This window comes from Clostridium sp. HV4-5-A1G, assembly GCF_900184915.1.
In the GTDB taxonomy this organism is placed as follows: Bacteria; Bacillota; Clostridia; order Clostridiales; family Clostridiaceae; genus Clostridium_B; species Clostridium_B aromativorans.
On the sequence record NZ_FXYI02000081.1, the window covers coordinates 1 to 15448 of the forward strand.

Below are 15448 nucleotides of genomic sequence, written 5' to 3' on the forward strand. Positions count from 1 at the left end.
CCTTCTTCTACCAGTATTTTCCTAAGTACTCCGCTTTCTTTTGCTTCTATTTCATTTGTAAGCTTATCCGTCTCAACCTCAAATAGAATTTCTCCCTTTTCAACTTTCTCTCCTTCACTTTTATGCCAATTTACCAGGGTCCCCTCTGTCATGGTCAATCCAAGTTTCGGCATCACTTCAATACAACTCATTAAAAACCCTCCTAACATCTAGATTGAATACAAATAGGATAATGTAATTCAGAGAAATGTTCCCTGAATTACACATCTACTTATAATGTTTTCTTTACAGCAGCTACTATTTTATCTGCATTAGGCAGTATATAGCTTTCAAGTTTCGGTGAAAACGGTATTGGCACGTTGTAATTTCCAATTCTGACTACCGGAGCGTCCAGATAATCAAATATCTCCTCACTTATCAGGGCGGAAATTTCTCCCCCGAAGCCTCCTCTTTTGGTTTCTTCAGTTACAACCACCGCTCTATTTGTCTTTTTCACTGAATTGAATATTGTGTCTTTATCAAAAGGGAAGAGAGTTCGTGGATCTATTACTTCTGCGTCAATACCTTCTCCTGAAAGTTTTTGGGCAGCTGAAAGTGCTTCGTCAACCATTTTGCCTGTTGCCACTATGGTAACATCTTTTCCCTCTTTTTTTACATCTGCAACACCAAGAGGTATTGGTGCCGAACTTTCGTCTACTTCGCCTTTTTTAGGATAAAGGCCTTTATGCTCTATGAAAATCACAGGGTTATTATCATCTATTGAAGTAAGCATTAATCCATAGGCATCTGCCGCCGTAGTAGGATAAACCACCTTCAGCCCCGGTACATGTGTAATCCACGCTTCAAGACACTGTGAGTGCTGTGCTGCCCCCTGGAATCCAGCTCCGCATGGAACTCTTACCACCATGGGTAAATTTATTTTACCTCCAAACATATATCTCAATTTTGCCGCCTGATTAACCAGCATATCCATTCCAACCGTCATGAAATCCATAAACATAAGCTCTGCAATAGGTCTCAATCCTGTAGCGGCAGATCCGATAGCACACCCTAAAATGGCACCTTCTGAAATAGGAGTATCTCTCACTCTCATTTCACCAAATTCATCATGCATTCCCTGGCTTACTCCAAAACACCCTCCAAAGGGACCTACATCTTCACCAAACAACAGTACATTTTTATCCTGGCGCATTTTAGTGCACATAGCATCTTTTATTGCCTGTGAAAAAGTTATTTTTGACATACCTATTCAACCCCCTCTTTTATATCGCTGTACACATCTTCAAATACTGAATTCAATTCTGGTTCAGGACTGTTCATTGCAAAATCAACTGCCTCTTTAATTTGTTCGTCAACAGATTTTTTCATTTTATCTATTTTATCTTCACTTAAAACTCTATTTTCCAGCAGATATTTTTCGAAACGGGGAATAGGATCCTTTTTAATCCATGCTTCCTGTTCTTCTTTTGGTTTATAAGGCGCTGGATCCCCTTCAAAATGTCCTCTCTGCCTGTAGGTTTTACACTCTATGAGAGTTGGACCCTCTCCCTTTCTGGCTCTTTGTATGGCCTCACTGGCAGCCTTGTAAATTGCCACGGCATCGTTCCCATCTACTGTAACTCCAGGCATATTATAGGCTTTAGCCCTTACGGATATATCTTTGATATTCTGGTGTCTTTTCTGAGAAGTTGATATTCCGTATCCATTGTTTTCGCAGACATATACAATGGGAAGTTTCCAAACACTTGCCATGTTCAGTGATTCGTGAAATGTACCCTGATTTGTAGAGTCATCGCCGAAGAAACATACACAAACCTGATCTGTTCCCCTGTACTGTGCACTCATTCCTGCACCTAATGCTATATCGTGTCCTGCACCTACTATACCGTTTGCGCCAAGTATTCCTTTGGTTGCATCTGCAATATGCATGGATCCACCTTTTCCTTTACAGTATCCTGTAGCTTTTCCAAAAAGCTCAGCAGTCATATATTTGAGTTCTCCGCCTTTTGCTATTATGTGACCATGACCTCTGTGAGTACTGGTTATATAATCGGCATCAGTTAAGTTTTCACAAACAGCGGAAGATATGGCTTCTTCACCTATATAAAGATGTACAAATCCTGGAATTTTTCCCTCTGCAAAATTGTCCTTTGCCATGTTCTCAAATGCCCTTATTTTTAACATTTTGTCATAGATATCTATAAGTGTATTGTTTTTTATGCTTTCTCTTTCTTTTACCTTTTCCAAAATAATCCCTCCCAATAGTATTAAATACAGATATCAGCAGTATAATTACATTCATAAACGATTACATTGGTGTCCACCTCTTTTGCTTTGAATATAAAAATGGTTTGTATTCATTTATAAATTTATTTAGCAAAACTCATGCCAAATATCAAGGGATTCTATATTTATGATTTATCCTGTAAAATCGTCAATTTAAAAAACTACTTCAAAGAAATTTTTTCATAACGGGAATTATTTCTTTCCCATTTTTGGACAAGTCTGAATTTTTGATATTTTATATGATTTGTAAAAATAAGATTCTCTATTTAAGTTGACTGTGTAAATCACCTTAAATAGAGATAAAAGAAAAGACTACTATTTTAAATTGTATTTTTTAATTTTTCTATAAAGTGTAGATTTTCCCATTTCAATTAGCTTACTTGCATTTATCACATTTCCATTACACTGCTCTAATGCTTTAACAATAAGTTCTCTTTCAACTTGATCTACAGTTTTAATCTTATTTTTTGACTTGTTTTCTAAAGATATTGTATAATCCTGGATATTCCCAACACTTTCCATAATATAATCAGGTATCAGGGAATCCGTTATAATTCCATTTTTAGATAGGTAATATGCTCTTTGAACTACGTTTTCCAGTTCTCTAACATTTCCAGGCCAGTTATATTCTTTGATAATATCCATAAAACTTTTATCTATATGCTCTATCTGCATTTGATTTTTTTTATTCAATCTATTCAAAAAAAATCTCACAAACATTTCTATATCTTCTTTTCGCTCTCTTAAAGGGATCAGTTTTAAATTAAATACATTTAATCTGAAATATAAATCGCTCCTAAAATTTTTGGCATTAACCTCTTTTATAAGATCTCTATTTGTAGCTGCCACAATTCTTACATTTAGATTTCTCTCATATTTTCCACCAATTCTGCTAATAGTATGATTATCTAAAACTCTTAGGAGCTTAGATTGAATTTCAAGAGGTAATTCTCCAATTTCATCCAAAAATATTGTACCCTCATTTGCAAGTTCAAATTTTCCAGGATTACCCTCTTTAGATGCCCCCGTAAAAGCACCTTTTTCATAGCCGAATAACTCGCTTTCCACAAGATCCTTGGGAAGTGCCGCACAGTTTATTGCCACGAAGGGCCCATTACACCTTTTACTTCTGTTATGAATAGAGTGAGCGAATAATTCCTTTCCTGTACCGCTTTCTCCTGTTATCAGTACAGTACATTCATTTTGAGCTATTCTCTTTGCATCTTCAATTATACCCAACATTTTAGGATTATTAGTCAGTATGTTGTCAAAATCATACCTGGAAGAGAATCCTGCTATTTTGTTTACTACTCCACGCATCGTACCTGCTTTTTGTATAACGATTACAAATCCAACATAATTTTCACCTATTAGGACATGCGTTACACTTATATTACATTCCACTCTTTTATTTTTTACATATAAACTTATTTCTCTATAGGCAATTTTCCCATTGTCGCTTAATCCGTACATATCATTGGCTACGTCTCTTAATAGAACTTTCATATCCAATTTATACATTTCGCTTTTATGAATTCCAAGTATACTGCATATTTTTTCATTGAAATATTTGACTTTAAACTCATTATCTAAAACCAGCATGCCTTCTTTTATTGAATTAAACGCAACTTCTGTCCATTTTCTATGTTCACTTATGGCAAACTGTTCCTGTATGGTATTGGATGCTTCAGCAACTATACCCAGAGTATGGGAATGAAAAGTTCCTATGCTTCCTGATAGATCAATACAGCCTATTATTTTCCCCCTGCTGTTGTGTATTGGTGCTGCAGAACATGTCCACTTATGCTGTTCTCTGCAGTAGTGTTCTGCACCTAATGTCCAAACAGGTTTATCTAAATAAATACAAGTTCCAATAGCATTGGTTCCAACATCTTCCTCTCTCCATCTGCGTCCTTCTAAAAAATCCAGATTCTTGTTTGCAGCCATTATTCTTTCATTTCCCAGAATTTTTAAAATAACTGCATTTTCATCTGTCAGTATAATTGAATAATTTGTATCTTTCAAGATTTCATATAAATTTAACATTACAGGTAGACAAATTCTTATAAATTCTTTTTTTTCCTCAAGTACAGCATCAAATTCACTTTTGAAAAGAATATTAGCCTTATTGCTGTTTTCTCCAACACCGTAGTTTTTACATCGTATCCAGGAATTTAAAATATCAGGCCTAACATCTTTTGGTATTTCATTATATTCTATAAATCTACGGCGTCTTTCTTTAATCTTATCTATATAGCCCATAGTCATTCCTCCTCGTAAATTCTATATGAAATATAACAGTACTCTTATAATATATTATACAATATATATATCTAACAGCACAAAAAATTAAGAGATAGACACTGACCTTTTAATTCAAGCGTCTATCTGCGTAAAGATATATTAACTATTTTAAATTCTCCAAGATTTTAATACTCTCAAAGGCCTTATAGGAACTTCTCACATAAGGTCCTGAAAATACAACCTTAAATCCCTTATCCAATGCCATTTTTTTGTACTCTGCAAACTTTTCAGGAGTGACGTATTCAAAAACAGGCAGATGCTTTTTAGATGGTCTAAGATATTGACCTATTGTCAATATATCACAGCCGACTTTCAATAGATCATCCATTACTTTCAATACCTGCTGCTTTGTTTCTCCAAGTCCCAGCATTATACCGCACTTTGTATACACACTGCTGTTGAATATTTTAACTTGTCTCAGCAGCTCAATGGATCTATCATAAATTGCCAAGGGCCTAACTTTTTTATATAAAGATTCCACCGTTTCAATATTATGATTTAGTATATCCGGTCTTGCATCAATTATATCTTTTAAAGCATTCCAATTACCATTTAAATCGGGTATCAGAAGTTCTACAGTGGAATGCGGATTTTCTCTTCTCATGGCTTTTATGATCTTTACAAAATGTTCTGCTCCTCCATCTTCTAAATCATCTCTTGTAACGGAAGTTACAACTGTATGTTTAAGTCCAAGTTTTTTGCTGGCAATGGCTACGTTTTCAGGTTCTTTAGGATCAAGTTCCTGCGGCATCCCTTTATTTACAGCACAGAATCTGCAATTTCTCGTGCAGGTATCCCCCATCACCATAAAGGTAGCTGTCTTGTGCTTGAAGCATTTCCCTATATTGGGACAATTTGCACTTTCACAGACTGTATGGAGCGAGAGTTTCTTTAACATATTTTCCATTTTATCTAATACAACTTCATCAGGTGCTTTCATTTTCAGCCACTCTGGTTTCGAATTCAATAAAATCACTTCCTCTTATGTCTTTTTTCATCAATTAGAAGATTTCATCTCCACTTTTATTTCCAAGTCCTGGATGAATGTCAAATCTCACTGCTCCTACAGGTATTTTACTTTTTACAGCTTCTTTAACCCTGGCGGTACCATTAACTCCAAAGCCGCCGCATAATTCTATTGCGCAAATATCATCTTTTACTAGATCCACAGCAACTTTACAGGCTTCATCATAACTTGAGACTCCTACGCTTATAAGTTCCATTTTCACCGTCTTTATAATTGATTTATGGATTTTAGGATTGGCTCCTGGTGCTAAAAAAATAAATGCAGCTTTCATTGAAAATTACCTCCTGTATTTTTTATTGATTCTTAAAAGCATAAATCAAGCCAATACCAGAAACATTGAAATATCTCCATTAAAATTACTCTAAAATCCAATTATGGGAAAAAGTTATTTCAAAATGGGAATTATATTAATTAATTTATCTTTTGAATACACGCATGACTAATTTGCTTTTTTAGTAAGATCTATGTGCATTTTTTCCACCTTTGCCAACACATCGAATATCTTTTTAACCTGGTAGTCATTCATTTTATCTGCATATCTTTCATAGTATTCTACTGCATGTTTTTCCCTTTTACAGGCCATGTTAAGAAGTTCCCCGTCGCTTTTGTATTTAGAATAATCCAGGCTTTTAAGTTTGGGTTCTACAGTAAATCCACCTATTTTGCGGTGTATATTGGCATGTACATACTCCACTCTCGAAAGAGATCTAAACATATTTTTTATTTGAATATTTGCGGCAAGTTTAGAGACTTTATCATAAAAGTCACCATTAAATATTTCTAATTTATATGCATGATCTATTATTTTAAGGCTTCCTGCATCAAAATTATATTTTTGCTCTTCTGCGTTTTCATTTTTTGATATCATATATTTCCTGGGTGCCCCGCAAAAAGGGCAAAAACTTATATTATCCAGGGTGTTTTTCCCTTCAAATGCTTCTGCATTATAAAAATAATTTTTATCATCTATAATTGCACCACAGATTCTGCAAATCAATTTTCTCATTGAACGTACCCCCTAAATCGTAAATTAAAATTTCCTACCAAACGGTTACCTATAGTATATCATAGGATTGTAAAGTAATAAAAACCCTGAAAATAAAAAGAATATACTTTAAATGCTTGTCATAATTATTAATATTGATGTTTTAAATATTATCAATATAATCTGTAGGTCAGGAGTTTTTATGAAAAGAGAAAGATTTTTAAAAAGTACACTTATCCTAATCTGTTCAAACTTAATAACCTCAATATTCGCATTTGTATTTTCAATAATATTGTCCAGAAATCTAGGAGCTGAAGGTATGGGACTTTACGGACTTATAATGCCTGTATACGATCTGTTTATATGTCTCATTACAGGAGGTATGGTAACCGCAATTTCCAGAGTTGCTGCAGTATATTTCGGAAGAGATGATTTCAATAATTTAAACCGCTCCATAGACATATCCTTGACTTTTAATTCTCTGCTGGCTACTTTTGTAGTTTGTATGATATTTATAAATGCCCCCTATATAAGTGCCAATATAATAAAAGATACCAGATCCATCCATGCTCTTCAGGTTATGTGTCCTGCCATTTTTTTTATAGCACTTTCGTCCATACTGAAGGGTTATTTTTACGGGATATCAGAGATGAAAATACCCGCTTTTATAGATATATCTGAAAAATTTCTGCGAATTGTCATAATAACTTTACTCATAAATTCATTTTCACTGAAAGATGTAAATGGGACTGTAACTGCAGCTTATATAACTTTAACTTTGGGGGAATTCATAAGTTTCACTGTACTCTACGTTATGTACAAGATAAAAAAAAGAAGATTTGGATTCAATTTCTCAAATACAGAAGACAAATTACAGCTTTTATTCAACATACTTGTCATATCATTTCCACTATGCATAAATGGATTTTTATCTACGTCCCTTTCAGCCATTTCAGCTCTGATAGTTCCAAGAAGGCTGGTGGCATCGGGAATAGAATACAATGCAGCTCTTGGTATGATAGGCAGATTTAATGGTATGGCCATGAACATAATATTTTTTCCAACTACAATTATAACCTCCATGTCCATAGTTCTCATACCGGATTTATCAGAAAAAATGAGCAAAAAAGATTATTGGGCAATTGAGAGAAGAATATCTCAAATTGTAAAAATAGCTTTATTTTTGGGAGTTTTGACTATGATAATCTGCATTTCCCTGTCTGACTATTTAGGAGAATTATTTTATAGACGATATGATCTGGAAGACTATATAAAATTTACAGCATTGTCCGCTCCAATTATATTCGTATCCATGTCAACTTTTGGAATTTTAAATGGCATAGGTAAACAGAAAGTAATACTCAGAAATTCTCTTATTTCTTCAGTTATGGATGTGATACTGGTATATTTTTTAACAGGTATACCAAGTATAAATGTATACGGATGTGGTATAAGCCTGATGATCACTTCTCTGACTACCTTGGCATTAAATATGCACGAACTTATAAAGGATAACTTCTATGGAAGCCCTTAGAAGTTATCCTATCTCATTTTGGTCAATATAAATCTTGGAACTAATTTTATAGCCCTGGAAGGCAGTGACTGTAAATCCCTTTTGCTTATTCCTCCGATTAAAACCAGAACATACATATAGGTCACAATTCCAATTGCTATGGATAATACAGTTGAAATTGCATTTGGAAGATACGGAATTTTGATAAATTTCAGTACAAAATGCATTAAAAAATAACTCACATATACTATGATTCCCATGGCAGCTGAAGCAGCCAGCGGTTTAACCGCATGATTCAGCATGCTGACTCTTACATTTAAAGATTTTTTAATAATTCGGTGATTCAATGCTATGGGAATTATAAATCCCATAGTACTGCCTATTACAGCGCCAAGTATATTTATTTCAGGTATGGAAATCAGGAAATAATTTGTAATTATTTTTACGCATATACCTATTATGGAGTACAAGGTGGCAGTAAAAAGTTTTCCTATACTCTGCAGGATAGTGGTTTGGATCTGCATGAGGGACATCAATACAAGCACCACTGAACCCCATGCCATAATATAGGATCCACCTCTGAATTTAAGCATCTGAAATATTGGATCGCTTAAAACGGAAAATCCAAATGCACAGGGAATTGCAATCAGAAAGCAGAGCCTGAAGGAATAATTTATATTGTCCTTTACCTTCTTGCCGTTTTTGATGGCAACAGCTGCGGATATTGCAGGAAGTATAGCCGCTGAAAGAGAGGATATTATGGTTATAGGTACATTCAAAAGCTGCTGGTATTTTGTAAGATATCCATAAAGTATGGTTGAGTTTACATCACTAAATCCGCCGGCCATGAGTCTGGACTTTGTGTTCCACATATCAACCAGATTTCCTGCATAGGTCATCCCCACACATATGGTTATAGGCACTCCATATTTTATAATTCTTTTCACCAGTTTGCCGGTGTCAATTCTCTCTGACTTCTGAACTGTCATCTTCTTATACATGCCAGATCTTCTGGAGTTTTCATAACAGAACATTAGAAAGCATGCAGAAGCCAGTGCTCCAAGGGAAGTGCCGATAGGTGCTCCTACACATCCCACTTCCACTCCGTACTTTATCAGGTACGCTGCAAATGCTATACCAAATATGGTATTTACTATCTGCTCTATTACCTGGGATACAGCTGTAGGTGTCATATTGCCACTGCCCTGAAAATATCCCCTGTAAGCTGAAGCCACAGAGGTAAACAGTATGGCAGGAGCCAAACTTAAAAGGGATAGATAGATCTTGCTGTATTTCATTACTCTGGACAGCGGGGATGCGAAAATCATCAGCAGTGCCGCCATCACTATTCCCATTGCCATAAGCATGAATCTGGCTATCTTAAATCCCTTCACTGCATCCCTGTAATTCCCCACTGCATTCAGCTCGGATATAAGTTTGGATATGGCCACCGGTATTCCTGAATTGGTAAGCACATAGACAAAAGTGTATATCTGATAGGATGCTCCGTAAAGGCCATAGCCTTCATCCCCGACTATTCTCATGAAAAGTGGTATGTATATTATGGACAGGATCTTTACCAGCATTCCTGCTGCTGAAAGTATGGCAAAGCCTTTAGTAGTCGACTGTTCCTTCATAATTCAAAACTCCCTATACCAAATCTAAAATTTATCAAACAAGTCATTTTTAATCTTTCTAAATACAGGTGGCAGACTTTCCGATATGGTCTTGTTTTCCATATATTTTAAATGTTCGGGACAGTCTCTGAAATTTAATTTATAGGCATAAAGGTATTGATATTTTAATCCATACTTATTGTAAAAAAGGCTGTTCAATTTTGGTGTTCCATATTTTGCATCTCCAATTATAGGATTACCCAGATGTGCCAAATGAGCCCTCAACTGATGACTTCTGCCTGTAATAAGTTCCAGATCTACTAGTGAAAAAGTGCCGCAAGTTTGGAGAACTTTTACTTTCATGGATATTTTTTTAGTATTCTTTTTGGGAACATCATATACAATGGACATATTATTTTTTATATCCTTTAGGATATATCCCTCATATAGGCCTTCTTCTATTTTCCCCTTTATCATTGCCTCATAGTATTTTTTTATATTCCTGTTCTTTACCATTTCATTCAGCAATTTCAGTGAATCATAGTTTTTACCATATATAACTATACCTGATGTATTTCTGTCGAGCCTGTTGCAGGGTGAAGGAGTAAATGTAATTTCCTTTCCTGGATCGTATTCCCCTTTGTCATATAGATATGAAAGTACATAATCAGTTAAAGTTGAACCATTGGAGCTTTTTCCCGAATGTACCAAAATTCCGGGCCATTTTTCAACTAAAAGCATGTTTTTATCTTCGTAGGTTATTTTCAAAAAATTGCTTTCTACTTTTTTCAACTTTGTTTTTTCCTGCATAGAAGTTATATACTTAGTTTCTATTATATCTCCCGCTGACAGAAAATAATTTTCTCTGGATTTTTTATCGTTTACCTTGATGTCGCCCTTTCTTATAGCCTTGTATATACCGCTTAGTGGTACATCCTTCAACCACTTTCTCAAAAATTTATCCAGCCTTTGACCAGATTCATTATTTCCGATTTCAACTCTCATCATGATCTCTCCAGTACTTTTAATATATTTAAGTTCTAAATTATCCTTATATGACTCCAAAAAATTTTGCATTAATAAACAAACTTCATATGAACTGAGAATCACTTTATACGGACAACATCTAATTATATACTACTGTCCTTGACTAAATCAATATAAAAATCATCATAATTCACTCTTATACAGTTGTATGTTTCCAAGGAAAAATTGTTTATCACTGAATTTACCCTTGGTGATACCCTTTAAAGCTTCCTCAAACTGATATACACTTGCATCTATCTCGTCTAAATAGTGTAATATCTCAGCCTCCAAAGTCATTGGCTTTTTAGGTGAGCCATTTTCCTCCACACCGTGATGCGAAACTATCATATGTTTTAAAAGCAACTCTATTTCTTCAGGAGTTCCCAATTCACTTGCTGCATCATGAACCATTACTATACCTTCTACAATATGACCCAGTAATTTGCCCTCTTTAGAATAATCTTCCACTACACCTAATTCGCTGGAGTCAAGTTCCTTAATTTTCCCAATATCGTGCAGCATGACACCGGAAAACAACAATTCTCTGTTTATGTAGGATCCATATACAGAAACAATGCTCTGTGCGTTTTTAAACATCCTGTACATGTGATATAGTAGTCCTCCTCTAACTGCATGATGTACCTTTTTAGCTGCAGGATAATATATCAATTTGTCCTTATTGTCCATTAAAAGCTTCTCCACTATATTTTTAAGATCATTATTATTAAAATTTTCAGTCTCACGAATGAAATCATTAAACATGGTTTCCGGATCTACAGGCACACTCTTGATAAAATCCTTTATATTTACCTTGTCTTTATCCAACGCCGGCCGACAGTTTGTTATATTCAACTGCAAATTATCTTTATAATTTCTGACTAATGCTCTCACTTTAATTATTTTTCCAGGTTTTACACCTTCTCCTAACTCCTCCAGGGATGTAGACCACATAATTCCATGTATATCATTTTCACCATCACTTAATAAAAATTTAATATATGAATCTTTATTTCTAGTTACATCCTCTTCTAGTTCTTTTACAAGTAAAAAGATATCTAAAGAAATATTTGCTGTTAAGTCTTTTATTTTCATCTATCAATTTTCCCCCTTCTATAACCACAAGACATAAACTGTAAAATTATTTTTCTCAACTCTAACAAATATATTACCATAATTTTAGAATCTAACAAATATAGCTGATACTATAAATTATATAAAAAAGCCACCAAGTTTTTAAATATCTCAGATTGATGGCTTTAGAAATATCTTAATTATATAATATTGGGAACAAGTCATTTTAAGAAATTATAAGCTGTTTGGCATTGTATTGCTACACCGATAGGCAAACAATCCTCATCTATATCAAATAGGTTCCCATGTGCTGGATGTATTATACCTTTCGCCTTGTTCCTACATCCCAGATAATAAAATGCAGAAGGTTTTTCCATTGAAAAATAAGCAAAACTCTCCACTCCCATGCTCGGATTTTGAAGTATTTTTACACGTTCATTTCCTATTACCTGCTTCGCCGCCTTTAATATGTCCTGTGCAGCACTATCGTCATTGTAAAGGCATGGATAGCTTTCTTGTATATCTATTTCACATTTGCCTCTCATAGAACTTACAATTCCTCTTGTAACCTCTATAAGTCTTTTTTTTACATAGGCTCTGTGTTCGGTTTTCATAGTTCTTATAATTCCAGATATAGTAACTTCATCCGGAATTATGTTTTGTGCTGTTCCGCCGTGAATGGAGCCCACTGTGAGCACAGCTGGATCTGTGGGTGGAAGTTCTCTACTTATAATCTCTTGAAGTGCCAATATTACGTGGCTTGCCATAACTACGGGATCAATTCCCATATTAGGCCTTGCGCCGTGGGCTCCTAAACCTTTTATCTTTATAGTAAATGGATTGGAAGCCGCATTTACAACCCCAAATTTTAAACCTATATTTCCAACTTCTATGTTTTCCTCTACATGAAGCCCTATAATTCTATTCACTTCAGGATCTTTAAGTACACCTTCTTCTATCATTATTTTTGCCCCGCCTGTGGTTTCTTCTGCGGGCTCAAAAAATAATTTTACATTTCCCTTAAGTTCATCTTTTATACTATTTAAAATTTTTGCCACTCCAAGTAGAATAGTGGTATGTGCATCATGACCGCAGGCATGCATTTTTCCTTTCACCTGTGAACAATAACTGCAATTTTTTTTATCCTGCAGGGGAAGTGCATCCATATCTGCCCTTATCCCAATAGTTTTATTCCCAACCCCTCTTATTACCGCACATACTCCCGTATCTGCAGTTTCCCTGTATTCTATACCAAGTGACTTCAGAAATTCCTTTATCTTGCCAGAAGTTCTCTTTTCTTCATATCCAAGTTCCGGATGTCTGTGAAAATCTCTCCTAATATCAATAAGATCTCCCTTTATAGATTCTGCAATTTTTAGAAAATTCCTATTCATATTTACCTCCAATCATAATTAAAGTGCATAGAATTATTCCCATCCTATCTCTATTATATCCCCCTCCGAAAGAGCATCATAATAACTTGCATTATTTCCATTTAGATGTAAATATAATCTTCCCTTTACCTTTGTCAAATCAAATTCTATATGGTTGAATATATCTACAAATATATAATCTTTTTTCCCTTTGAGCACAACATTTTTACCATTTGCAACTACAGTTATCTCGTGATTATTCACATCTTTAGCATCGTTTTTATCTTTTCCCATTTCAACGCTTCTATCTTCTTTTCCTAGGCTCACTTCTTTCAATCCTGAGTTTTCTTCATCTACTTTCACGCTCTTTTTTTCATCCATAGAATTTTCAGTTATCCCGTAAATTCTATCACCCTCATTTATTATATAATTTTCATTCAACTTTTCTCCATTTAGATAATATACAAATTTATTCTCTTCTTTGTCTAAAAAATACTTTTTATAATCTCCAAGAGTTTTAGGAAATATTATGTTTACATTATCCCCTTCACTTATGTCACTGTTAATTTCCACTTTAGTTCCATTTATATATGCCAGTGGTTCTAAATTTTCTATTATATCATTTACAAAAAAGCTTATGGAATACACTTTTTGTATATAATCTATCACCTTAGGAAGAGCTGTCTTGCCGTCAACTGCATACTTTATCTCTATATTGTCTCCCTCTTTGACCTTATCATCCATGCTCTTTTTTAAACCATTTATGCTTACTTCAGCATTTGAAGCAAGGGTTCCAAAAGCCACTCTTTTAATCCCATTTAGCATAAACCTTATATTTTTACCATTTTTGCCTATAAGGCTATTGGGATTTATACCGGCCTGAAGCATTACATCCATGACCGTGTGGCTGTGAGAATTAAATAGACTTATTACATTTCCGTTCAACATCACATCTATAAACCCGTGTCCTAATTTTCTTATAGAAACTAAAGCTATTCCCAAGACTGTTACCCCAGCACTACCAAGAGAATTATCATTACAAATACACTCCTGAACTGACTGTCTGTCTTTTACTGCAATTCTACTAAGAGGTATATTCAGCTTTTCAGCCAAAAGCTCTTTTAGTTTGGGAGTATGTGCACCTCCACCTACTAGAAAAACCGCACTGGTAGATTTGCCTCCATTTAGCTCTATTATCCTGCTGCCTATTTCATCTGCTATCTTTTTTACGGCAGGACTTATGAGCTTCAATATTTCTTCAGAAGTAATCTTATTTTCCGTACCTAGGACATCCACATAAGTTATATCCTTGACTTTACTGCATTGCTTTTTTATTTCTTCACCTTTATTAAAATCTACCATATATTTTTGTGATATTATTTCGGTAATTTCATCACCAGCCTGAGGTACCATGCCATATGCAATTACAGTATCCCTGTCACTTATAGCTATATCCGAAGTACCTGCCCCAACATCCACTAGTGCTAGATTTAAGAGCCTTAAATTCTGAGGAATAGCCGCTTCCATAGCTGCTATAGGCTCTAAAGTCAGATTTACTACCTGAAGCCCCACTTTTTCCATAACAGAATATAAACTATCCACTACAGATCTTGGAAGAAAAGTAGCTATGATCTCTGCAGATATCTTTTCTCCTTTTTGATACATCAGATTGCCTATAAGATAATTATTTAGATAATAACTTTTTACACTATATCCAACACAGTATAATCTTCCTTTTGTATCCCGGCTTACCTTTTCTTCAGCAGATTTTACCGCCGTCAGTTCCAAACTCCTTATGGTATCCCTGTCTATTTCCCTGTCATAATCAACTTTCATTTCCTCTTTTACAGATACGGTTCTCAGAAATCTTCCCGCAGCAGCTATAGCTACATTTTCTATTTTTATATTTAAATCCTTTTCTATTTTATTTTTTATTATACTCACTGCATTAGCTACAAGTCCCACATCGTGTATCTGACCGTCGATCATGGCTCTTTTTTCGTGTTCTATACAGTGTTCAGATATTACAACAAATTTTTTGTCCTTCACTATTCCTGCAGTACCTATTACTGATCTTGTCCCTACATCCAATGCAAATACCACATCCTGTGGGTTTATTCCCTTTAAATCCATAAGTATTTACCTCTTTTTCCATAATTTAAGGTATCATATTGGCAGGAATATACTCCTGCATCTAAAAATATTATAAGTAATTATAAAACTGTCTCTTATAAAAATCTGAAGCTG

The 15448-nt window shown here is 34.7% G+C and carries 13 protein-coding genes; 1 reads left to right on the forward strand and 12 read right to left on the reverse strand.

The features are described from left to right. The 7 genes from J5G60_RS10000 to J5G60_RS10030 form a co-directional block, all read right to left on the reverse strand. The coding region (locus tag J5G60_RS10000) for a biotin/lipoyl-containing protein (protein ID WP_328707010.1) at positions 1–191 on the reverse strand (191 nt) is incomplete at its 3' end. Positions 192–271: 80 nt separating this feature from the next. Next, positions 272–1243: an alpha-ketoacid dehydrogenase subunit beta gene (locus tag J5G60_RS10005; protein WP_150357248.1), complete on the reverse strand. Its 972-nt coding sequence runs from the start codon at positions 1241–1243 to the stop codon at positions 272–274. Between the two features lie 2 nt (positions 1244–1245). Continuing rightward, positions 1246–2184: a thiamine pyrophosphate-dependent dehydrogenase E1 component subunit alpha gene (locus J5G60_RS10010; RefSeq protein ID WP_150357270.1), complete on the reverse strand. Its 939-nt coding sequence runs from the start codon at positions 2182–2184 to the stop codon at positions 1246–1248. Between the two features lie 417 nt (positions 2185–2601). Further along, positions 2602–4548: a sigma-54-dependent Fis family transcriptional regulator gene (locus J5G60_RS10015; protein ID WP_150357249.1), complete on the reverse strand. Its 1947-nt coding sequence runs from the start codon at positions 4546–4548 to the stop codon at positions 2602–2604. Between the two features lie 145 nt (positions 4549–4693). Further along, positions 4694–5557 carry a lipoyl synthase gene (gene lipA / locus J5G60_RS10020; protein WP_150357250.1) on the reverse strand — a complete coding sequence of 288 codons (864 nt, stop codon included), beginning with the start codon at positions 5555–5557 and terminating at the stop codon, positions 4694–4696. Positions 5558–5591: 34 nt separating this feature from the next. Next, positions 5592–5888, reverse strand: coding sequence for a DUF6506 family protein (locus J5G60_RS10025; protein WP_150357251.1), 297 nt, complete (start codon positions 5886–5888; stop codon positions 5592–5594). Between the two features lie 168 nt (positions 5889–6056). Continuing rightward, the gene (locus J5G60_RS10030) at positions 6057–6623 is read right to left on the reverse strand and encodes a ferritin family protein (protein ID WP_150357252.1); all 567 of its coding nucleotides are present in this window, start codon (positions 6621–6623) and stop codon (positions 6057–6059) included. Between the two features lie 181 nt (positions 6624–6804). Here J5G60_RS10030 and spoVB point away from each other — a divergent pair, with 181 nt between their 5' ends. Continuing rightward, a complete protein-coding gene (spoVB, locus tag J5G60_RS10035; RefSeq protein WP_150357253.1) occupies positions 6805–8136 on the forward strand; it encodes a stage V sporulation protein B in 1332 nt (443 codons plus the stop codon). A gap of 8 nt (positions 8137–8144) precedes the next feature. On the opposite strand, the gene J5G60_RS10040 is transcribed toward spoVB, so the two are convergent. The 5 genes from J5G60_RS10040 to J5G60_RS10060 all read right to left on the reverse strand — a co-directional run bounded on the left by J5G60_RS10040 (position 8145) and on the right by J5G60_RS10060 (position 15334). Then, positions 8145–9752, reverse strand: a complete 1608-nt coding sequence (locus J5G60_RS10040; RefSeq protein WP_150357254.1) for a putative polysaccharide biosynthesis protein — start codon at positions 9750–9752, stop codon at positions 8145–8147. Between the two features lie 24 nt (positions 9753–9776). Next, positions 9777–10736, reverse strand: a complete 960-nt coding sequence (locus J5G60_RS10045; RefSeq protein ID WP_150357271.1) for an RluA family pseudouridine synthase — start codon at positions 10734–10736, stop codon at positions 9777–9779. A 165-nt stretch (positions 10737–10901) separates the two neighbouring features. Beyond that, complete coding sequence (locus J5G60_RS10050) at positions 10902–11849, reverse strand: 3'-5' exoribonuclease YhaM family protein (protein ID WP_150357255.1); 948 nt, start codon at positions 11847–11849, stop codon at positions 10902–10904. Between the two features lie 200 nt (positions 11850–12049). Further along, the gene (locus J5G60_RS10055) at positions 12050–13222 is read right to left on the reverse strand and encodes a M20 metallopeptidase family protein (protein ID WP_150357256.1); all 1173 of its coding nucleotides are present in this window, start codon (positions 13220–13222) and stop codon (positions 12050–12052) included. Positions 13223–13255: 33 nt separating this feature from the next. Further along, positions 13256–15334, reverse strand: a complete 2079-nt coding sequence (locus J5G60_RS10060) for a cell division protein FtsA (protein ID WP_150357257.1) — start codon at positions 15332–15334, stop codon at positions 13256–13258. Positions 15335–15448: the final 114 nt, after the last annotated feature.